The organism is Pseudomonas sp. UYIF39, from assembly GCF_029963765.1.
In the GTDB taxonomy this organism is placed as follows: Bacteria; Pseudomonadota; Gammaproteobacteria; order Pseudomonadales; family Pseudomonadaceae; genus Aquipseudomonas.
The window spans coordinates 1-19,501 of sequence record NZ_JALBYU010000034.1; the positions used below are offsets into that span (position 1 = coordinate 1).

The 19,501-nt window shown below is 60.0% G+C and carries 17 protein-coding genes and 1 riboswitch; of the genes, 8 read left to right on the plus strand and 9 right to left on the minus strand.

What is annotated here, in order from left to right; translation table 11 throughout:
- Positions 1-67: 67 nt before the first annotated feature.
- Positions 68-982, minus strand: coding sequence for a LysR substrate-binding domain-containing protein (locus MO767_RS28305; protein WP_282483201.1), 915 nt, complete (start codon positions 980-982; stop codon positions 68-70).
- Positions 983-1,209: 227 nt separating this feature from the next.
- Here MO767_RS28305 and MO767_RS28310 point away from each other — a divergent pair, with 227 nt between their 5' ends.
- Positions 1,210-1,827 carry a hemolysin III family protein gene (locus MO767_RS28310; protein WP_282483202.1) on the plus strand — a complete coding sequence of 206 codons (618 nt, stop codon included), beginning with the start codon at positions 1,210-1,212 and terminating at the stop codon, positions 1,825-1,827.
- Positions 1,828-1,832: 5 nt separating this feature from the next.
- Here the strand turns inward: MO767_RS28310 and MO767_RS28315 are convergent, their stop codons facing one another.
- Complete coding sequence (locus tag MO767_RS28315; protein ID WP_282483203.1) at positions 1,833-2,741, minus strand: LysR substrate-binding domain-containing protein; 909 nt, start codon at positions 2,739-2,741, stop codon at positions 1,833-1,835.
- A 107-nt stretch (positions 2,742-2,848) separates the two neighbouring features.
- Between MO767_RS28315 and MO767_RS28320 the strand changes: the two genes are divergently transcribed.
- Together MO767_RS28320 and MO767_RS28325 are read left to right on the plus strand one after the other, a co-directional pair.
- Entirely contained in the window at positions 2,849-4,087 is a 1,239-nt protein-coding gene (locus MO767_RS28320) for a D-amino acid dehydrogenase (RefSeq protein ID WP_282483204.1), read from the plus strand.
- Positions 4,088-4,114: 27 nt separating this feature from the next.
- Entirely contained in the window at positions 4,115-5,017 is a 903-nt protein-coding gene (locus MO767_RS28325; RefSeq protein WP_282483205.1) for a transporter substrate-binding domain-containing protein, read from the plus strand.
- Between the two features lie 75 nt (positions 5,018-5,092).
- On the opposite strand, the gene MO767_RS28330 is transcribed toward MO767_RS28325, so the two are convergent.
- Both MO767_RS28330 and MO767_RS28335 read right to left on the minus strand, forming a co-directional pair.
- Positions 5,093-5,812, minus strand: a complete 720-nt coding sequence (locus tag MO767_RS28330; RefSeq protein ID WP_282483206.1) for a 16S rRNA (uracil(1498)-N(3))-methyltransferase — start codon at positions 5,810-5,812, stop codon at positions 5,093-5,095.
- Positions 5,813-5,916: 104 nt separating this feature from the next.
- Positions 5,917-7,323: an adenosylmethionine--8-amino-7-oxononanoate transaminase gene (locus tag MO767_RS28335; RefSeq protein WP_282483207.1), complete on the minus strand. Its 1,407-nt coding sequence runs from the start codon at positions 7,321-7,323 to the stop codon at positions 5,917-5,919.
- 223 nt (positions 7,324-7,546) lie between these two features.
- Between MO767_RS28335 and MO767_RS28340 the strand changes: the two genes are divergently transcribed.
- The 3 genes from MO767_RS28340 (at position 7,547) to MO767_RS28350 (ending at position 10,750) form a co-directional block, all read left to right on the plus strand.
- Complete coding sequence (locus MO767_RS28340; protein WP_282483208.1) at positions 7,547-9,310, plus strand: flavin monoamine oxidase family protein; 1,764 nt, start codon at positions 7,547-7,549, stop codon at positions 9,308-9,310.
- Positions 9,311-9,572: 262 nt separating this feature from the next.
- Positions 9,573-10,124 carry a cytochrome b gene (locus MO767_RS28345; RefSeq protein ID WP_282483209.1) on the plus strand — a complete coding sequence of 184 codons (552 nt, stop codon included), beginning with the start codon at positions 9,573-9,575 and terminating at the stop codon, positions 10,122-10,124.
- 32 nt (positions 10,125-10,156) lie between these two features.
- Positions 10,157-10,750, plus strand: coding sequence for a YceI family protein (locus MO767_RS28350; protein ID WP_282483210.1), 594 nt, complete (start codon positions 10,157-10,159; stop codon positions 10,748-10,750).
- A gap of 67 nt (positions 10,751-10,817) precedes the next feature.
- Here the strand turns inward: MO767_RS28350 and MO767_RS28355 are convergent, their stop codons facing one another.
- The 4 genes from MO767_RS28355 to ahcY form a co-directional block, all read right to left on the minus strand.
- Positions 10,818-12,707, minus strand: coding sequence for a DEAD/DEAH box helicase (locus MO767_RS28355; RefSeq protein ID WP_282483211.1), 1,890 nt, complete (start codon positions 12,705-12,707; stop codon positions 10,818-10,820).
- A gap of 223 nt (positions 12,708-12,930) precedes the next feature.
- Positions 12,931-13,746, minus strand: coding sequence for a transporter substrate-binding domain-containing protein (locus MO767_RS28360; protein ID WP_282483212.1), 816 nt, complete (start codon positions 13,744-13,746; stop codon positions 12,931-12,933).
- 193 nt (positions 13,747-13,939) lie between these two features.
- Positions 13,940-14,785, minus strand: coding sequence for a methylenetetrahydrofolate reductase [NAD(P)H] (gene metF / locus MO767_RS28365; protein ID WP_282483213.1), 846 nt, complete (start codon positions 14,783-14,785; stop codon positions 13,940-13,942).
- Positions 14,786-14,874: 89 nt separating this feature from the next.
- Positions 14,875-16,284: an adenosylhomocysteinase gene (gene ahcY / locus MO767_RS28370; RefSeq protein ID WP_282483214.1), complete on the minus strand. Its 1,410-nt coding sequence runs from the start codon at positions 16,282-16,284 to the stop codon at positions 14,875-14,877.
- 23 nt (positions 16,285-16,307) lie between these two features.
- A riboswitch (S-adenosyl-L-homocysteine riboswitch) is annotated at positions 16,308-16,410 on the minus strand.
- Between the two features lie 198 nt (positions 16,411-16,608).
- Between ahcY and MO767_RS28375 the strand changes: the two genes are divergently transcribed.
- Together MO767_RS28375 and MO767_RS28380 are read left to right on the plus strand one after the other, a co-directional pair.
- Positions 16,609-17,010 carry a hotdog domain-containing protein gene (locus tag MO767_RS28375; RefSeq protein WP_282483215.1) on the plus strand — a complete coding sequence of 134 codons (402 nt, stop codon included), beginning with the start codon at positions 16,609-16,611 and terminating at the stop codon, positions 17,008-17,010.
- A gap of 108 nt (positions 17,011-17,118) precedes the next feature.
- Positions 17,119-18,006, plus strand: a complete 888-nt coding sequence (locus MO767_RS28380; protein ID WP_282483216.1) for a formate/nitrite transporter family protein — start codon at positions 17,119-17,121, stop codon at positions 18,004-18,006.
- A 91-nt stretch (positions 18,007-18,097) separates the two neighbouring features.
- On the opposite strand, the gene MO767_RS28385 is transcribed toward MO767_RS28380, so the two are convergent.
- Complete coding sequence (locus tag MO767_RS28385) at positions 18,098-19,267, minus strand: MFS transporter (protein WP_140674939.1); 1,170 nt, start codon at positions 19,265-19,267, stop codon at positions 18,098-18,100.
- Positions 19,268-19,501: the final 234 nt, after the last annotated feature.

Genomic DNA, 19,501 nt, shown 5'->3' on the forward strand with positions numbered 1-19,501 from the left:
CTCGCTCCCACAGGGGAACGCATTCCAATGTGGGAGCGAGCTTGCTCGCGATGGGCGCGACACGGTTTCAGACTTGCCGGTTCGCATACATCCGACACTCCGCCAAAAGCGCCAACAAATTCGGATCCCGCTCTTTGGCCTTCAAAAACACCACCCCAATGTGCTGCTGCAACCGATATTTTTCCTGCAACGGAATCAGCTTCACCCGGTTCTCATACACCGCCGCAATCCGTCCCGGCAGCAACGCATAACCCACGCCCGAACTGACCATGCTCAGCAGGGTGAAGATGTCGTTGACCTGCATCGCCACCTTCGGTTCGAACCCCGCCTGCTTGAACACCCGATTACCGTCCTGGTGCGTGGCGAAACCTTGGGTCAGCGTAATGAACGTCTCGTCGCGCACTTCGGCGAGATCAACTTCGGTCCGCTGGGCAAACTTTGAATCCGCTGGTGTGGCGAGAAAGATGTCGTCGGAAAACAGGTGGATTTGCGCGCAATCCGGGTCGTTGACGCTCTCGTCCAGCGACACCAGGATCGCGTCGACTTCCATGTTCTTGAGCTTGTACAGCAGGTCGAAGTTCGAGCCGAGGATCAGGTCGATGTTGAGTTCGCTGCGGCGGATCTTCAGGCCCATGATCAGCTGCGGCACCGTCTTCACCGTCAGCGAATACAGCGAGCCGAGCTTGAAGCGCTCGGCGGAGAACCCGGCCGCTTCGCGGGTCAGGCGCACGGTTTCGACCACGTCCTGAATCAGCTTCTGCGCCCGTTCTTCCAGCACGTAAGCGCTTTCCAGGGGCGTGAGATTGCGTCCTTCGTGCTTGAACAGCGGGCAGCGCAGGGCGCTTTCCAGGGAATGGATCGCCCGGTGCACGCTGACATTGCTGGTCTGCAATTCGGCGGCGGCCCGGGCCAGGTTGCCGGTGCGCATGAAGGCCAGGAACACCTCGAGTTTTTTCAGGGTCAACTCTTCATCGATCAGCATGGTGCAGACTCTTATTCGAATGGCTCGATTGTGCACGCATGCGATCTTTTGTAGCAGCTGTCGAGTGAAACGAGGCTGCGATTTTTCAAGATCAAAATATCTTCGGCCAAGCGGACCACGGCGTCGGCGGTCATGGCTTTTTCAAGATCAAAAGATCGCAGCCTCGTTTCACTCGACAGCGCCTACAGTTTGCGCGATGTTGCAACGAATGTTGAGGTGAGCAACACATGTATCACGGGGAAAGATTGAACGCCTGGACGCATCTGGTCGGGGCAGTGGCAGCGGTGGTCGGGGTGGTGTGGATGTTGGTGATCGCCGGTATGGACGGCAGTCCATGGAAGATCGTCAGCGTGGCGATTTACGGGTTCACCTTGTTGGTGCTTTACAGCGCATCGACCGTTTACCACAGCGTGCGTGGGCGCAAGAAGGCGATCATGCAGAAGGTCGATCACTTTTCGATCTACCTGCTGATTGCCGGCAGCTACACACCATTTTGTCTCGTGACGTTACGCGGCCCGTGGGGCTGGACGCTGTTCGGGATTGTCTGGGGATTGGCGCTGATCGGCATCCTGCAAGAGATCAAACCGCGTTCGGAGGCGCGGATTCTGTCGATCGTGATCTACGCGGTGATGGGCTGGATCGTGCTGGTGGCGGTCAAGCCGTTACTGGCGGCGTTGGGCAGTACAGGCTTCGCCTGGCTGGCGTCGGGCGGCGTGTTGTACACCGTGGGCATTGTCTTTTTTGCCCTCGATCATCGACTGCGCCATGCCCACGGGATCTGGCACCTGTTCGTGATCGCCGGGAGTTTGCTGCACTTCGTGGCGATCCTATTTTATGTCCTTTGAGGCCTCTAAGGGATCAAGCGATCCAGTTGTGCCTGCGCCCGTCGGCTGAATACCTGCAACAAGTCGCTCAGGGTGTGGGGCGGCGGTTCGTCGGCGCGGGTGACCGCATACAAGGTGATGGGTAACGCTGGCGCCAGCGGTCGAATCGCCGTGGCGGTGGGGTGCGCGCCAAGCGCGGTAAACGGATCGATCACCGCCAGCCCGGCACCGGATTCCACCATCGCCCGTGCCAGCGAATAGGTCTGCACGGCGATGCGAACTCGTGGCGGCGGATCGACCGCCTCAAGGTAGCTGTCGAGCCTGGCTGCCAGCGGGTCGGCGCTGGACAGACCGATCAGCGGCGCGCCGGCCAGTTCGCTCAACGGCAACGGTTGGCCCAAGACGTCGTCGGTCCAGTAGCCCGACGGCGCCAGCGCCACCAAAACCCCGCAGGCCAACACCTGCGCCTTCAGGCCCGGGTGATCCGGCGGTTGCAAGGTCAGCGCGACATCCACTTCGCGCATTAACAAATTCTGCATCAGCTCACGACTGTGGGCACTGGACAGTTCGCAGACAATGTCCGGGTAGCGTTGCGTCCATTCGTTGATGGCCGGCGGCAGCAGCGACAGGGCCAGCGCCGGGATCGCGCCGATCCGTACGCTGTGACCCGGTTCGCGCCGCAGGCTCTGGGCCAGACGTCGCACGCCTTGCAGGCTTTCGGTGACCTTGTCGACTTCGCGCTCAAGCTCCAGCGCTTCAGGCGTGGCCTGCAATTTACCGCGCACCCGCAGGAATAACGGAAAGCCCAGTTGCTGCTCGGCGTGTTGCAGCACCTTGCTCACCGCCGGTTGCGACACGTGCAGCAACTGCGCGGCACCACTGACCGAACCGGTCTGGCGAATGGCCTGGAAAATCTCGATGTGTCGCAGTCGCATGGCAAGTCCATAACCTTTGTTTATGGGTCAGGCATCTTTATGCATTGTTCAAGGTCTGTCACCTGGTCCTAACCTGAAGCCTGTTTCGACAACGGTTAAGGACAGACATGGCTCAGCGAGTGTGCATCATCGGTGGTGGCGTCATCGGGCTGACGACGGCATACGCACTGGTTCGCGACGGCATCGACGTGACGCTGATCGAGGCCCGGGACTCGCTGGGCAGCGAGACCAGTTTCGCCAACGGCGGCCAGTTGTCCTACCGTTACGTCGCGCCACTGGCCGATGCCGGCGTACCGTTGCAGGCGCTTGGCTGGATGCTGCGCGGTGACTCGCCGTTGAAGCTGCGCCCGCGCCTGGACCCGGCGCAGTGGCGCTGGATGGCGTCCTTCCTGGCGGCTTGCCGTCGTTCGGTGAATCAGCGCAACGGCGCGCACCTGCTACGTCTGGCGCTGCTGAGCCAGGCCACGCTGCAAGGCTGGCGCGAAGAAGACCGCCTCGACGGTTTCGACTGGCGGCGCAACGGCAAACTGGTGACGTTTCGTGAAGCCGCGAGTTTCGAACACGCTCGTCATGGACTGGCTGATCCGCGACAGCAGCACGTGCTGTCGCGGGCCGAATGCGCCCAACTGGAGCCTGCACTCGCCGAGGCGCCGTTTGTGGGCGCGATTTATACCCCCGACGAAGAAGTCGCCGATTGCCATGCGTTCTGCCAGCAACTGCTGGCTCGGCTCCAGGCGTCGGGGCGTTGCGAGTTTTTGCTCGGGCGCAAGGTCACCGGCATTCGCCACGCGAACGGCGCGGTGCAGGCCGTAGAAATGGGTTCGCAAGTGCTGCCGGTCGAGCAACTAGTGATTGCTGCCGGACATCGCAGTCCGGCACTGGCATTACCGGGCATGAACCTGCCGCTGTATCCGCTCAAGGGCTACAGCCTGACCTTGCCGATCCGCGCCGAACACCGCGCGCCGGAGCTGAGCATCACCGATTACAACCGCAAGATCGTTTACGCCCGCCTCGGTGACCAACTGCGTGTGGCAGCGATGGTCGACATCGTCGGCTTCGACACGGCGCTCGACCCCAAACGTCTGGCGCTGATCAAGCGCCAGGCGCAGGAAACCTTACCGAATGCTGGGGATTACGCCGCCGCCATCGAATGGGCCGGCATGCGCCCGGCCACCCCCAGCGGCGTGCCGTTGATTGGGGCCACGGCGTACCGCAATCTCTGGCTCAACCTCGGCCATGGCGCCCTGGGTTTCACCCTGGCCTGTGGCAGCGCCCGGTTACTCAGCGAATTGATCGCCCGACGCGCACCTTCAATCGAAATGCAGGGCCTCGCCCCCCGACGCTAATCGCTCTACCCACAACGGAGAATAACAATGCAAAAAATCACGTTGATCGGCTGCACCCTCGGCCTGCTGCTCGCCAGCCAGGTCCAGGCCAACGAAGCGCCGCTGACTGGCACGCTGAACAAGGTCGCCAATGGCAAAATCATCACGCTGGGCTATCGCGACGCGTCGGTGCCGTTCTCCTACGTGGGTGATCACACGGGGCAGCCGATGGGCTATTCGGTGGACCTGGCGAGCAAGATTGTCGAGCGCATCAAGCAAAAACTTGAGCTGCCGGATCTGCAGGTGAAGTACAACCTGGTGACCTCGCAAACGCGCATTCCGCTGGTGCAGAACGGCACGGTCGACCTTGAATGCGGCTCCACCGGCGTGACCGCCGAGCGCATGCAGCAAGTGGCGTTTTCCTACGGGTTCATCTACGTGAAGGGTCAGTTGCTCACGGCGAAGGGCAGCGGCATCAAAAGCTTCGCCGACTTGCGGGGCAAGAACGTCGTGACCACCGCGGGCACTACCAATGAACGGTTTCTGAAGAGCTACAACGTCGATAACAAGATCGATATGTTCGTGATCAGCGCCAAGGACCACGGGGAGGCCTTCCAGATGCTGCAGTCAGGTCGGGCGGCGGCGTTCTATATGGATGACGCGCTGCTTTACGGCGAACGCGCCAAGGCCCGCGATCCGCATAATTGGGTGGTGGTGGGCGAGGAGCAATCGCGGGAAATCTACAGCTGCATGGTGCGCAAGGGCGACCCGCAGTTTCTCGAGTTGGTGAACTCGACCCTCGCCGATCTGTATAGCTCGGGCGAGATCAACGGCATCTATCAGCGCTGGTTCCAGCAACCGATTCCACCCAAAGGCCTGAACCTGGAATTCCCGATGACCAGCGAGCTGAAGGCGATCATCGCCAAACCGGTGAGTGATCCGGTGCAGTAATCGCCTCTTGATCCTTGCACGCTCCCACTTTGGAATGCATACCCCTGTGGGAGCGAGCTTGCTCGCGATGGGGCCCTAGAAGTCCCCCCACAACTGTTGGGCAACCGCAAGCGCAACCACCGGCGCGGTCTCTGTCCGCAACACCCGAGGCCCAAGGCGAGCAGCATGGAACCCGGTACTCTTGGCCTGATCAACCTCAGCATCGGACAACCCGCCTTCCGGGCCGATCAGAAACGCTAACGTCCCAGGTTTGGCATGGCTCACCAACGGCTCGGCCACCGGATGCAGCACCAACTTCAATTCTGCCTGGGTCTGTTTCAACCAATCCGCCAACAGCAGCGGCGGATGAATCACCGGCACCCGTGAACGCCCGCATTGCTCGCACGCGCTGATCGCCACCTGGCGCCAGTGCATCAGGCGTTTGTCGGCGCGCTCATCCTTCAGCCGGACTTCACAGCGATCGCTGAAGATCGGGGTGATTTCAGTGACGCCCAGTTCGGTGGCTTTCTGAATCGCCCAATCCATCCTCTCGCCACGGGACAAGCCCTGGCCGAGATGGATCGACAATGGCGACTCGACTTGCCCGGCGAAGCTTTCATCGATCTGCACGACGACGCGCTTCTTGCCGACCTCCACCAGCGTGGCGCGAAACTCATGGCCCGAACCGTCGAACAGTTGCAGCGCATCACCCTCGGCCATGCGCAGCACGCGGCTGATGTAGTGGGCCTGGGCCTCAGGCAACTCGTGTTCGCCAGTGCTCAAGGGGGCGTCGATAAAGAAGCGGGACAGTCTCATGCTGGGTCTCTAAAAATTGGATCGGAGTTGCTTTTGTGGCTGCTGACTCTTTGTGGCGAGGGGATTTATCTGTGGCGAGGGGATAAATCCCCTCGCCACAAGCTTTAGCCCGGATCGCGGAAGCCCGGGTGAAAGTCTTTCGGCACCGAAACACTGACGCTGTCACGAGTCGCGATGTCGATGCCTTCGCTGGCCACGTCGGCCAGAAAGTCGATCTGTTCAGGCGTGATCACGTACGGCGGCAGGAAGTACACCACGCTGCCCAACGGTCGAAGTAAAGCACCACGCTCCAACGCATGCTGGAACACCTTCAAGCCGCGACGTTCCTGCCACGGATAAGCTTCCTTGGTGGCCTTGTCCTTGACCATCTCGATGGCCAGCACCATGCCGGTCTGACGCACTTCCGACACGTTCGGGTGATCGGCCAGGTGCGCAGTGGCGCTGGCCATGCGCTGAGACAGGGCCTTGTTGTTCTCGATGACGTTGTCTTCTTCGAAGATATCCAAAGTCGCCAAGGCTGCCGCACACGCCAGGGGATTGCCGGTGTAGCTGTGGGAATGCAGGAAGGCGCGCAGGGTCGGGTAGTCGTCGTAGAACGCGCTGTAGACATCTTCGGTCGTCACACAGGCCGCCAACGGCAGATAACCGCCAGTCAGTGCCTTGGACAGGCAGAGGAAGTCCGGGCGGATGCCGGCCTGTTCGCAGGCGAACATCGTCCCTGTGCGGCCGAAGCCGACGGCGATTTCGTCGTGGATCAGGTGCACGCCATAGCGGTCACAGGCTTCGCGCAGCAGCTTCAGATAAACCGGGTGGTACATGCGCATGCCGCCGGCGCCCTGGATCAGCGGCTCGACGATGACTGCCGCGACGGTGTCGTGATTCTCGGCCAGGGTTTGTTCCATGGCGGCGAACATGTTGCGCGAATGTTCTTCCCAGCTCATGCCTTCCGGGCGCAGGTAGCAATCGGGGCTCGGCACCTTGATGGTGTCCAGCAGCAGGGCCTTGTAGGTTTCGGTGAACAGCGGCACGTCGCCCACCGACATCGCCGCCATGGTCTCGCCGTGGTAGCTGTTGGTCAGGGTGACGAAGCGCTTCTTGTTCGGCTGGCCGCGGTTGAGCCAATAGTGAAAGCTCATTTTCAGCGCGACTTCGATGCAGGACGAACCGTTATCGGCGTAGAAGCACCGGGTCAGACCTTCCGGCGTCATCTTCACCAGGCGCTCGGACAACTCGATGACCGGCTGATGACTGAAACCAGCGAGGATCACGTGTTCCAGTTGATCGACCTGATCTTTGATGCGCTGGTTGATCCGCGGGTTGGCGTGACCAAACACGTTGACCCACCAGGAGCTGACGGCGTCGAGGTAGCGTTTGCCTTCGAAGTCTTCCAGCCAGACGCCTTCACCGCGCTTGATCGGGATCAGCGGCAGCTGTTCGTGGTCTTTCATCTGGGTGCAGGGATGCCACAACACCGCGAGATCGCGTTGCATCCACTGATTATTCAGGCCCATTTTCAGTCTCCTCGAGGCGGCTCGCGACATGCGCGGGCAAACAATCGCGCAAGCCTATGCAATGCGTGGCGTGGGGACAACCCATTGTGTCGATTGAGCTACTTTGTATAGGTGGATAGACGTCGCTGGCGGCCTTTTGATGGCTGACGTATTCTTCGCGGTTCTTTGAGTCGTCTGACTCGTAAAACCGCTATTTCCTACGTGTATTTCCGGAGTTCGCTGAATGTCTGCTGGTTGGCTGCGCGCCTGTGCGCTGGTGATGTTGGGGCTGTTCAGCGTGTCTGCGCTGGCCAAGGATAAAACGGCGATCGTGATCGGCGGAGGGCTGTCTGGCCTCACCGCGGCTTACGAGCTGCAAAACAAGGGCTGGCAGGTGACCCTGCTGGAAGCCAAACCGAGCATGGGCGGTCGCTCCGGCATGGCCACCAGTGAGTGGATCGGCAACGACAAGACCCAGCCGGTTCTGAACAAGTACGTATCGACCTTCAAGCTGAGCACCACGCCGGCCCCAGAGTTCGTGCGGACCCCGGGCTACCTGATTGACGGTGAGTATTTCACTGCCGCCGATCTGGCCACCAAGCAGCCGGCCACCAGCGACGCGCTCAAGCGCTACGAAAAGACCCTGGACGATCTGGCGCGCTCGATCGAAGACCCGCAGAACCCGGCGGCCAACAGCACACTGTTCGCCCTGGATCAGATCAACGTGGCCAATTGGCTCGACCGTCTGAATCTGCCGGCCACGGCACGTCAGTTGGTGAATCAGCAGATTCGTACCCGTTATGACGAACCGTCGCGTCTGTCGCTGCTGTACTTCGCACAGCAAAGCCGCGTTTACCTTGGCGTTGCCGACCGTGACCTGCGTGCTTCGCGCCTGCTCGGCGGTAGCCCGGTGCTGGCACAGGCTTTCGTCAAACAACTGAAAACCATCAAGACCAGCTCCCCAGTCTCGGCGATCACCCAGGACAAGGACGGCGTGACCGTCAAAGTCGGCAGCGTTGGCTACCAAGCTGACTACGTCGTCGTGGCCGTGCCACTGCGCGCACTGAGCAAGATCCAGATGACTCCTGCGCTGGATGCCCAGCACATGGGCGCGATCAAAGGCACCAACTACGGTTGGCGCGACCAGATCATGCTGAAGTTCAAGACACCCGTGTGGGAAAGCAAGGCGCGGATGACCGGCGAGATCTACAGCAACGCCGGTCTGGGCATGTTGTGGGTTGAACCGGCGCTGAAGGGCGGCGCCAACGTGGTGATCAACCTGTCCGGCGACAACGCGCGCGTGATGCAGGCGTTCGGCGACAAGCAGATGGTCGATCAGGTACTGATCCGTCTGCATGCCTTTTATCCACAGGCGCGCGGTTCGTTCACCGGTTACGAAATCCGCCGCTACAGCACTGACCCATCAATGGGCGGCGCTTACCTGGCATTCGGCCCTGGCCAGATCAGCAAGTACTGGCGCCTGTGGGAACGTCCGATTCAGCGTGTAGCCTTTGCCGGCGAACACACCGACACCTTGTACCCGGGCACGCTGGAAGGTGCATTGCGCACCGGTCAGCGGGCAGCCAGTCAGGTAGAAGACCTGGCGGCCGGCAAGTCGTTTGAGCCGGCGAAGGTTGTTCCGGCAGCGACCGTTGCGGCGGCCGGCGCGGTGGCGGCGAAGAAAGGTAACTTCTTCACCAATCTGTTCAGTGGTTCTGACGACAAACCGGTACCGGCCAAAGCGCCAGAGCCAGTGGCTCCGGTAGCTCCTGCACCGGTTCCAACGCCAGTGCCGGCCCCAGCGCCAGCGCCAGCTCCGGTGGAAGCGCCGAAACCAGCGGCACCGGTGAAAGCCGAACCGGCCAAAAAAGCTCCGGCCAAAAAGCCTGCTGCCAAAACCGAGGCCAAAAAGGCTCCGGCAAAAGCGCCGGCGAAGAAAGCTGAACCGGCCAAGAAGCCAGCGGCCAAGCCCGCTGCGACTCCGGCGACGGATACCAAAGCGCAGTAAGCTTTGGGACAAAAAAACGCGGCAGAAATGTCGCGTTTTTTTATGCCCGAAGAGAACCAATATCAAGAATCGAATAAATCTTGAGGAGCAGGTGTTCTTTAGTTGGACTTCATTTTTTCTTACACATTGGTCTTTAATCTTTCCTTAACTCATGGATTTCAGACTCTTGATCGTATTTCTCGATATTTCAAAGCGAAATTTTCCGCTTTAAATCGATAGATAACTCGATAGTCTTGGTCGCAGTTCTCACAGGATTTGGGCAATGCAGCTACGTAATTCTTCTTCGCGCTACGGTTGGGTCAGCATCTTTATGCATTGGGGCGTGGCGCTGGTGGTCTTCGGTCTGTTTGCGTTGGGCTTGTGGATGGTCGGTCTCGACTACTACAGCACCTGGCGTAAAGATGCGCCGGAGCTGCACAAGAGCATTGGTCTGGTGCTGTTGGCCGTCATGGTTCTACGGGTGCTGTGGCGCTTTATCAGCCCACCGCCGCCGGAGCTGGAAAGCTACAGCCGCATGACGCGCCTTGGCGCCAAGTTCGGCCATTCGTTCCTGTATGTCGCTTTGTTCGCTGTGATGATTGCCGGTTACCTGATTTCCACCGCAGACGGTGTCGGGATTTCGGTGTTTGGCCTGTTTGAAGTTCCTGCATTGGTTTCCGGTCTACCGGACCAGGCAGATACCGCCGGTGTAGTTCATCTGTATCTGGCGTGGGTGCTGGTCATTTTTTCCGGCCTCCATGCGTTGGCAGCACTGAAGCACCACTTTATCGATCGTGATGCGACCCTGACGCGAATGCTGGGCCGCAAAGCTTGAAGCTCAACCTCGACTCCAAAGGAATAGAAAGCATGTTGAAAAAGACTCTCGCCGCTCTGGCAATCGGTTCTGCTCTGCTGTCCGCCAATGTGATGGCGGCTGACTACGTTGTCGACAAAGAAGGCCAGCACGCCTTCGTTGACTTCAAGATCAGCCACCTGGGCTACAGTTTCATCACCGGTACCTTCAAGGATATCGACGGCAAATTCAGCTTCGACGCTGCCAAGCCAGAAGACAGCAAGATCGAGTTCAACGTGAACACCGCCAGCGTGTTCACCAACAACGCCGAGCGCGACAAGCACATCGCCAGCGGTGATTTCCTGAACGCGAGCAAATTCGCTAAAGCGACGTTTGTTTCCACCAGCGTCAAATCCACCGGCAAAAACGCCGCTGGCAAAGACACTGCGGATGTGACCGGCGACCTGACCATTGCTGGCGTGACCAAGCCAATCGTGGTCAAGGCCACTTTCCTGGGTGAAGGCAAGGATCCGTGGGGCGGCTACCGTGCAGGCTTTGAAGGCACTACCAACCTGAAGCGTTCCGATTTCGGCAAGCAAAAAGACCTCGGTCCACAGTCCGACGCGGTCGAGTTGTACGTGACGTTTGAAGGTGTCAAAGCGAAGTAACATTCGCAGCGCATAAAAAAATGCCCCTGATCTCGCGATCAGGGGCATTTTTTATGGCTGCGTTAAATCAGCGATTGCGGGTCAGCAACGCTGGTTTCTCGCCGCGCGGACGGCCTGGCAGTTGATCAAGTTGCTCAGGAGTCGGGAAACGATCGGTTTTCGACTCTTTGTGAATGATCTTCGGTGCCGGGCCACGTGGGTTTTGCACGGCCGGTTCCGAACGCGGCTGGTCGTCGGTGCGAGCCGGGCGACGGTTGCGGGACTCTTCGCGACGGGCCTGGCCGTCACGTGGAGCACCGTTGCGTGGGCCACTGCGCTTGGCCGGCGGGGTGCCGGTGGTGGCGCCATCGCTGCTGCGTGGACCGCTTTGACGACCCTGAGGCTTGCCGCCGCCAGTGCGCGGAGCACCTGCACCTGCGCCAGATGCGGCGCCTTGTGCCGGAGCACCCGGACGGCGGCCACGGCCCTGAGCCGGTTTGGCTTGAGGAACGTAGTCGACTCGGTTACCGAAGTTATCGATATCGTCATCCAGGAACTCGTCCGGAGCACGGTCTGCAGCAGCAGCGCGTGGTGCCGGACGCTGTTGCTCGCGAGCCGGAGTGCCTTCGCGTGGCTTGTGTTCACGGGCCGGGCGATCGCCACGGCCAGTGGCTGCAGGTTTTTCCTTGCCGCCCTTGTCCTTGCCTTTGTCTTTACGACCGCCGCCACCGCCAGTGCCGTTCGGACCGTCGCCGCGCGGGCCACGTGGGTTGCGCGGGTTACGCACATCCGGACGCTCGCGGACTTCTGGTTTCTCGGCTTCTACAGCGCTGGAATCGAAGCCCATCAGGTTGCCATCGGCAATTTTCTGCTTGGTCATGCGTTCGATGCTTTTCAGCAGCTTTTCTTCATCCGGAGCGACCAGCGAGATCGCTTCGCCCGAACGACCGGCACGGCCGGTACGGCCGATACGGTGAACGTAGTCTTCGTCGACGTTTGGCAGTTCGAAGTTGACCACGTGTGGCAGTTGGTCGATATCGAGGCCGCGAGCGGCGATGTCGGTGGCGACCAGGATGCGCACTTCGCCGGCCTTGAAGTCGGCCAGGGCTTTGGTGCGAGCGTTCTGGCTCTTGTTACCGTGGATCGCAACGGCGCTCAGGCCGTGTTTGTCCAAGTACTCGGCCAGACGGTTGGCGCCGTGCTTGGTGCGGGTGAACACCAGCACCTGTTCCCAGGCACCTGCGGTGATCAAGTGCGCCAGCAGCGAACGCTTGTGGTTGGCTGGCAGACGGAATACGCGCTGTTCGATACGCTCGACCGTGGTGTTCGGCGGCGTGACTTCGATGCGTTCCGGGTTGTGCAGTAGCTTGCCGGCAAGGTCGGTGATGTCTTTGGAGAAAGTCGCCGAGAACAGCAGGTTCTGGCGTTTGCTCGGCAGACGAGCCAGGACCTTTTTCACGTCATGGACGAAGCCCATGTCGAGCATGCGGTCGGCTTCGTCCAGGACGAGGATTTCCACGTGGGACAAATCGACGCTGCCTTGGCCGGCGAGGTCGAGCAGGCGGCCAGGGCAGGCCACCAGCACGTCAACACCGCGTGACATGGCCTGAACCTGTGGGTTCATGCCGACGCCGCCGAAGATGCAGGCGCTGACGAACTTCAGGTCGCGGGCATAGACCTTGAAGCTCTCGTGTACTTGAGCCGCGAGTTCGCGGGTAGGGGTCAGGACCAGTACGCGTGGTTGGCGCGGGCCGTGACGCTGGGATTTGTCCGGGTGACCATTGGGGAACAACCGCTCCAGAATCGGAAGGGCGAAGCCGCCGGTTTTACCAGTACCTGTCTGAGCCGCGACCATCAGGTCGCGACCTTGCAACACGGCGGGAATGGCCCGCTGTTGCACCGGAGTAGGCTCGGTATAGCCCGCTGCCTCGATGGCGCGGACTAAAGCCTCGGAGAGACCGAGGGAAGCAAAGGACATGAGTAATCCTGTTTTAGTTAGGGCTTGGCCCAATGGGAGTCTTGCCTGGCGCGAATGGCGTTTAAGAGGAACGCAATCCCGTCCGGTCCTGCTGGGCCAAGAAGGCTCATCTGGAGTGCTCGCGCGGGCTGAAAAGCTGCGCTGTAGCGGGGTCGAGATGCCTTGAACAAGTCCGAGCGTCCGGGCGTGAGCCTGGCGGGAAGGCCGGAGTATAACAGAGCAATCACTGCGCGCCGCTTTCCTGCTGCTCAACGGTTTTTCCGTTGGCGGTGGTGGCTCTGGTGGTTTTTACCTCGACCGCCGGGTCGGCGCCATAGCGGGCACTCAGTTCAGCGTACGCGGGCTCGCGCTTGAATCGTTTGAGTTCGGCGCCGAAGCGCTGCACCAACAAGTCCATGCCGGCGTTGCGGCGCACTGCCAGAAACTGGCTCTGGTGGCTGATGACGGTCGGGTTTTCGGTAATCTTGTCGCGGATGCCCAATTCGTCGAGCAAGTGCTGACCGACCCTGCGATCAGTGATCAGCAGGTCGATCCGCCCGCGCACCAGTTTGCCGAAGTTGGCTTCGTGAGTCGGCGCCGGTTCGCGAGTGAACAGGGTCGACTCACGAAAGTCCTGGCTGTACAGATAGCCCGGGGAAGTGCCGATGGTCAGACCTTTCAGGTCGGCCAGGGTGTGAAAAGGGTGGGGCCGCTCAATGGCGTAGAACATCACGAACTCCACCTCTGAGAGCGGCTCGCCGGGGTAGAGCAGGGTAGCGTCGCGCTCATCGCTGTGGAAAATGTCCAGTGCGCCGTCTGCCTGGCCCGTTTCGAGCATCGACAGGCAGCGTTTCCACGGCAGGAACTGCCATTCCACTTCGATGTCCAGGCGTTTGAAGACGATGGCCGTGGTTTCGTAGTCCAGCCCCAGGGATTTTCCGTTTTCCTCATACACGTACGGCGCCCATGGTTCGGTGACAATGCGCAACTTCTCGCCCCGAGCGGCGAAGCTCAGGCAAGTAAAAAGAAACATGGTCAGTAACTGCGCGATCAAAGGCATGGCTTGAGATTACGACGAGAAACCGGAAAGAGCCAGAATCGGGATCCAAACACTCTAACTCAGAGTGTTGCCGCAGAAAAAAAAGCGTTAAAAGCAAAAAATCGCAGCCTGCGGCAGCTCCTACAAGGATTAAACACGCCCAATGTAGGAGCTGCCGAAGGCTGCGATCTTTTGATCTTGCTGGTAACGACTATTAGCGCGGCAACTTCAGATTGTTCCACACCGCCAGGCTCGGTTCGGCCTGGTTCAGCGTGTAGAAGTGCAGCCCTGGAGCGCCACCTTGCAGCAGGCGTTCGCACATCTCGGTGATGACTTGCTCACCAAAGCCTTGAATGCTTTGGGTGTCGTCGCCGTAGGCTTCCAGCTGCTTGCGGATCCAGCGCGGGATTTCCGCACCGCAGGCATCGGAGAAGCGCGCCAGCTTGCTGTAGTTGGTGATCGGCATGATCCCCGGAACGATCGGGATATTCACGCCCATCGCCCGTACACGCTCGACGAAGTAGAAGTAGCTGTCGGCGTTGAAGAAGTACTGGGTGATCGCACTGTTGGCGCCAGCGTTGGCCTTGCGCACGAAGTTGGTCAGATCGTCTTCGAAATTGCGCGCTTGCGGATGCATTTCCGGGTAGGCGGCGACTTCGATGTGGAAATGATCGCCGGTTTCTTCACGAATGAATTCAACCAGGTCATTGGCGTGGCGCATTTCACCACTGGCCATGCCCATGCCGGAAGGCAGGTCACCGCGCAGGGCGACGATACGGGTGATACCGGCTGCCTTGTATTGGGCCAGCAGGCCGCGCAAGTCGTCCTTGCTGTCGCCCACGCAGGACAAATGCGGTGCGGCAGGGACTTTGACTTCGCTTTCGAGCTGCAACACGGTGTTGAGGGTGCGATCACGGGTCGAACCACCAGCGCCATAGGTGCAGGAGAAGAAGTCAGGATTGTAGGTCGCCAGATGACGGGCAGTGGCGATCAGTTTTTCATGCCCAGCATCGGTCTTCGTAGGGAAGAACTCAAAGCTGTAGCGACGGTCTTCGGACATGGGAATACCCTTTGCAATCGCAAAAGGCGGGCCGGTGATGGCCGGTCCGCCTGGTCAGGATCGGCGGGCGCAAAGCCCGCCGGGTCCAATCAGTAGCGGTAAGCGTGCGGCTTGAACGGACCTTCAACGGTCACGCCGATGTAGTCGGCCTGGGTCTTGGTCAGTTGAGTCACAACGCCGCCGAAACCGCGGACCATTTCCAGGGCCACTTCTTCGTCGAGTTTCTTCGGCAGTACTTCTACGGTCAGGCGCTCGGCTTTCTGGGCTGGCGACAGGTCGGCGTACTTCTGGCCGAACAGGAAGATCTGAGCCAGAACCTGGTTGGCGAACGAACCGTCCATGATGCGGCTTGGGTGGCCGGTTGCGTTACCCAGGTTAACCAGACGGCCTTCGGCCAGCAGGATCAGGTAATCGTCGTTCTGAGCGTCGAATGCGCCAGGGCCGGTACGGTGGATTTTGTGAACCTGTGGCTTCACTTCTTCCCATGCCCAGTTTTTGCGCATGAAAGCGGTGTCGATTTCGTTGTCGAAGTGGCCGATGTTGCAGACAACAGCGCGCTTCTTCAGGGCTTTGAGCATGTTCGCGTCGCAAACATTGACGTTACCGGTGGTGGTCACGATCAGGTCGATCTTGCCCAGCAGCGCTTTGTCGATGCTTGCTTCAGTGCCGTTGTTGATGCCGTCGATGAACGGGGAAACCAGCTCGTAGCCGTCCATGCAGGCTTGCATGGCGCAGATCGGGTCAACTTCGGAGACCTTGACGATCATGCCTTCCTGGCGCAGGGACTGAGCGGAGCCCTTGCCAACGTCACCGTAACCGATGACCAGCGCTTGCTTGCCGGACAACAGGTGGTCGGTGCCGCGCTTGATCGCATCGTTCAGGCTGTGACGGCAGCCGTACTTGTTGTCGTTCTTGCTCTTGGTTACCGAGTCGTTAACGTTGATGGCCGGGATTTTCAGCTCGCCCTTGGCCAGCATGTCCAGCAGACGGTGAACGCCGGTGGTGGTTTCTTCGGTGACGCCGTGGACGCGGTCCAGGATCGCCGGGTATTTCTTGTGCAGCAGCTCGGTCAGGTCGCCGCCGTCGTCGAGAATCATGTTGGCATCCCAAGGCGTGCCATCTTTGAGAATGGTTTGCTCCAGGCACCACTCGTACTCTTCTTCGGTTTCGCCTTTCCAGGCATAAACCGCGATACCGGCAGCGGCGATAGCGGCAGCGGCCTGGTCCTGAGTCGAGAAAATGTTGCAGGACGACCAGCGTACTTCGGCACCCAGGGCAACCAGGGTTTCGATCAGCACGGCAGTCTGAATGGTCATGTGGATGCAGCCGAGGATCTTCGCGCCTTTGAGCGGCTGCTCACCGGCGTACTTGCGGCGCAGACCCATCAGGGCTGGCATTTCGGATTCGGCGATGATGGTTTCGCGACGGCCCCAGGCAGCCAGGGACATGTCGGCAACTTTGTAATCGTTAAAATCTGCAGGCGTGATAACAGCGCTCATGATGAGCCTCCATTCGTAATGTATGCGAATGGGCGCCGTTGTGCGTTTAGTGTCTGACCGATAACGGTCAAGCAACGCCCCATCCGAGCCTGACAGGTCGAACCTGCTGCAGCGCCCCTCGGACAGGTGGCGGGAAAACGGTATCAACTGAAGATGACCGTTTTGAAACGGTGGCGATTATAGCCGTGTGAGCGATACTTCCAAAGCGTTTCTGTTGGTCAATGTCTGAACGGTAATCGAGGCCATAGCCGATGCTTGATAGAGCTCTAGGTCGGGCTCTGCCATGATGCCCACCATCATTCGGCAAGACGCTCAGGAGTGAATATGAATTTCCACACCCGCAAATGGGTAAAACCCGAAGACCTCAACCCTAACGGCACGCTGTTCGGCGGCAGCCTGTTGCGCTGGCTCGACGAAGAAGCGGCGATCTACGCCATCGTCCAGCTGGGCAATCAGCGTGTGGTTACCAAGTACATTTCCGAGATCAACTTCGTCAGCGCCTCGCGCCAGGGCGACATCATCGAACTGGGCATCACCGCCACCGAGTTCGGCCGCACCTCCATCACCCTGAAGTGCGAAGTACGCAACAAGATCACCCGCAAAAGCATTCTGACGGTGGACAAGATTGTTTTCGTCAATCTGGGTGAAGACGGTTTGCCTGCACCGCACGGCCGGACCGAGATCATGTACGTCAAAGACCAGTTTAAGGATGACATCGCCCCGTAGGAGCGAAGCTTGCTCGCGATGGGCTCACCTCGGTTTCTGTTGGGGCAGTGAACAGCTCCGAACCCCGCGTGTCGTACCTACATGACACACCACTGGTTCCGGAGCTTTATGGACACGCAAAAAGACGGCAAGACCCCGAACCTCTCACCCGAAGAACAGCACGACGTCGACAAGAGCCAGCCGCCACGGGCGGCGGTGCTGCATGAAATCATCCGCACCCAGGGTGATCAGGAGCTTGAGCGCAGCGTCGCCGCTTTGTGGTGGTCGGCGCTGGCGGCCGGCCTGACCATGGGCCTGTCGCTGATGGCCATGGGGCTGCTCAACTCCCGACTGCCGGACGGCGAAGGCTTCAAGGTGATCGCCAGTTTTGGTTACTGCGCGGGGTTTCTTGCGGTCATTCTCGCCCGTCAGCAACTGTTCACCGAGAACACGTTGACGGCTGTGCTGCCGATCATGACCAAACCCACGCTGAACAATTTCGGCCGGTTGATACGGCTGTGGTCGGTGGTGCTGGTGGGCAACCTTTGCGGCACGTTGCTGGTGGCGTATGTGATGCTGAATCTGCCGATTTTCGACAGCAAGACCGACCTGGCCTTTCTCGATATCGGACGCAAGATCATGGAGAACGACGCCAGCCAGATGTTCGCCAAGGGCATTGTGTCGGGCTGGATGATCGCCACCATGGTCTGGATGATCCCGTCCATGGAGAGCGCGAAGATGTGGATCATCATCCTCATCACCTACCTCATGGCGCTGGGGGATTTCACCCACATCGTGGTCGGTTCGGCCGAGGTCTCGTATCTGGTATTTGCCGGCGAGTTGCCGTGGAAGGATTTCTGGCTGGTGTTCGCCGGGCCGACGCTGGGGGGGAACATCATCGGTGGCAGTTTCATCTTCGCGCTGATCAGCCATGCGCAGATTCGCAGCGAGAGCGGCCCGCCGAAGAAGTCTGCGGATCAAGGCTCGGAGCCCGACCCGCGGAAGAGCAAAGAATGACCCGTCAGCAGGCTCGGTCCCACGCGGATGTACGCTGTCCATGTGGGAGCGAGCTTGCTCGCGATAGCGGTGTCAGTAGCGATGCAGTTATTCAGCCGGACACATTGACCGCAGCAGCACCGCGACGTTGCAGATAGATGTAGAAAAGCGCCGTCAGCACCGTCAAGCCACTGACCAGCGCGCCGGTCCACGGCAAGTCCGCCAGATCCGCACCACTGGCGACGACCAGTCCACCAATCCACGCACCGGCCGCGTTGCCGAGGTTGAACGCGCTCTGGTTCAACGTTGAGCCCAGATTCGGCGCTTCATGGGCCTGATCGATGATCAGCAGTTGCAAAATCGGGCACAGGGCAAACGCGAAGATGCCCCACAACACCAGGGTGATCGCTGCCGGGATCACTGAGTGACTGGTCTGTGTGAACGCGGCCAGCACAACCAGCACGGCCAGCGCCATGCCCACCAGCGACGGCAGCAATCGACTGTCAGCCAGGCGACCGCCGAGCATGCTGCCCGCGGTCAAGCCGACCCCGAATAGCAGCAGCATGATGGTGACTCCATGCGGACTGACACCGGTGATGTCTTGCAGGATGGGGGCAATGTAAGTGAATACGCTGAACAGGCTGGTCGACGCCAGCACGCTCATGCCCAGCGCCAGCAACACATTGACCTTGCCCAGCACTTTGAACTCGCTGGCGAGGTTGGCCTTGTCCATGGCGATGTCCTTCGGCAACCAGACCCACTGCGCGATCGCGGCAATCACGCCGATCACCGACACCGCCCAGAACGTCGAGCGCCAGCCGGCGTATTGCCCGAGCGCGGTGCCCAATGGCACCCCCAGCACGTTGGCCAGGGTCAGGCCGGTGAACATCATCGCAATCGCCTGGGCGCGTTTGTTTGGTGCCACCAAACCGGCGGCGACCACCGAACCGATGCCGAAGAACGCACCGTGGCAGAGCGCGGTGACCACTCGTGCGGCCATCAGCGTGGCGTAGTTCGGCGCCAACGCGCAAAGAATGTTGCCGAGGATGAACATCAATGTCATGCCCAGCAGCGTGGCCTTGCGCGGCATATTGGCGGTGCCGACCGCGAGGATCGGCGCACCGAACACCACGCCCAGGGCGTAGCCGGTGATCAGCAGGCCCGCGTGGGGGATGCTCACGGCGAGGTCGCGGGCGACGTCGGGCAACAAACCCATGATGACGAATTCAGTGGTGCCGATGCCGAACGCGGCAACAGCGAGGGCAAGCAAGGCGAGTGGCATGCGCAAGGTCTCTGTCGGTAGTCTTGACGCTCTAATCAGGCATACGCATGCCGACGCCCGTTCTCGACGAGAACGGGCGGTGGCAAAAATTTATTGGAATTAGTCTGTGCGCAACTGAGTGCGGCGTGGTCGCTTGCAGTATAAACAGCTGCTGACATATGGCGAATCAATAATCTCCCCCCGCTTCATGTAGAAAGGAGCATGGGAGGGGGCGGTCAACATAAAGGAGTGTGC

Coding starts and splice junctions, on each gene's coding strand:
- MO767_RS28320 (WP_282483204.1), top strand. CDS start 2,849: ATGGCTCAGCGAGTGTGCATCATCGGTGGTGGCGTCATCGGGCTGACG.
- metF (WP_282483213.1), bottom strand. CDS start 14,785: ATGTCCGAAGACCGTCGCTACAGCTTTGAGTTCTTCCCTACGAAGACC.
- MO767_RS28310 (WP_282483202.1), top strand. CDS start 1,210: ATGTATCACGGGGAAAGATTGAACGCCTGGACGCATCTGGTCGGGGCA.
- MO767_RS28330 (WP_282483206.1), bottom strand. CDS start 5,812: ATGAGACTGTCCCGCTTCTTTATCGACGCCCCCTTGAGCACTGGCGAA.
- MO767_RS28335 (WP_282483207.1), bottom strand. CDS start 7,323: ATGGGCCTGAATAATCAGTGGATGCAACGCGATCTCGCGGTGTTGTGG.
- MO767_RS28380 (WP_282483216.1), top strand. CDS start 17,119: ATGGACACGCAAAAAGACGGCAAGACCCCGAACCTCTCACCCGAAGAA.
- MO767_RS28350 (WP_282483210.1), top strand. CDS start 10,157: ATGTTGAAAAAGACTCTCGCCGCTCTGGCAATCGGTTCTGCTCTGCTG.
- MO767_RS28355 (WP_282483211.1), bottom strand. CDS start 12,707: ATGTCCTTTGCTTCCCTCGGTCTCTCCGAGGCTTTAGTCCGCGCCATC.
- MO767_RS28345 (WP_282483209.1), top strand. CDS start 9,573: ATGCAGCTACGTAATTCTTCTTCGCGCTACGGTTGGGTCAGCATCTTT.
- ahcY (WP_282483214.1), bottom strand. CDS start 16,284: ATGAGCGCTGTTATCACGCCTGCAGATTTTAACGATTACAAAGTTGCC.
- MO767_RS28325 (WP_282483205.1), top strand. CDS start 4,115: ATGCAAAAAATCACGTTGATCGGCTGCACCCTCGGCCTGCTGCTCGCC.
- MO767_RS28375 (WP_282483215.1), top strand. CDS start 16,609: ATGAATTTCCACACCCGCAAATGGGTAAAACCCGAAGACCTCAACCCT.
- MO767_RS28305 (WP_282483201.1), bottom strand. CDS start 982: ATGCTGATCGATGAAGAGTTGACCCTGAAAAAACTCGAGGTGTTCCTG.
- MO767_RS28340 (WP_282483208.1), top strand. CDS start 7,547: ATGTCTGCTGGTTGGCTGCGCGCCTGTGCGCTGGTGATGTTGGGGCTG.
- MO767_RS28360 (WP_282483212.1), bottom strand. CDS start 13,746: ATGCCTTTGATCGCGCAGTTACTGACCATGTTTCTTTTTACTTGCCTG.
- MO767_RS28315 (WP_282483203.1), bottom strand. CDS start 2,741: ATGCGACTGCGACACATCGAGATTTTCCAGGCCATTCGCCAGACCGGT.
- MO767_RS28385 (WP_140674939.1), bottom strand. CDS start 19,267: ATGCCACTCGCCTTGCTTGCCCTCGCTGTTGCCGCGTTCGGCATCGGC.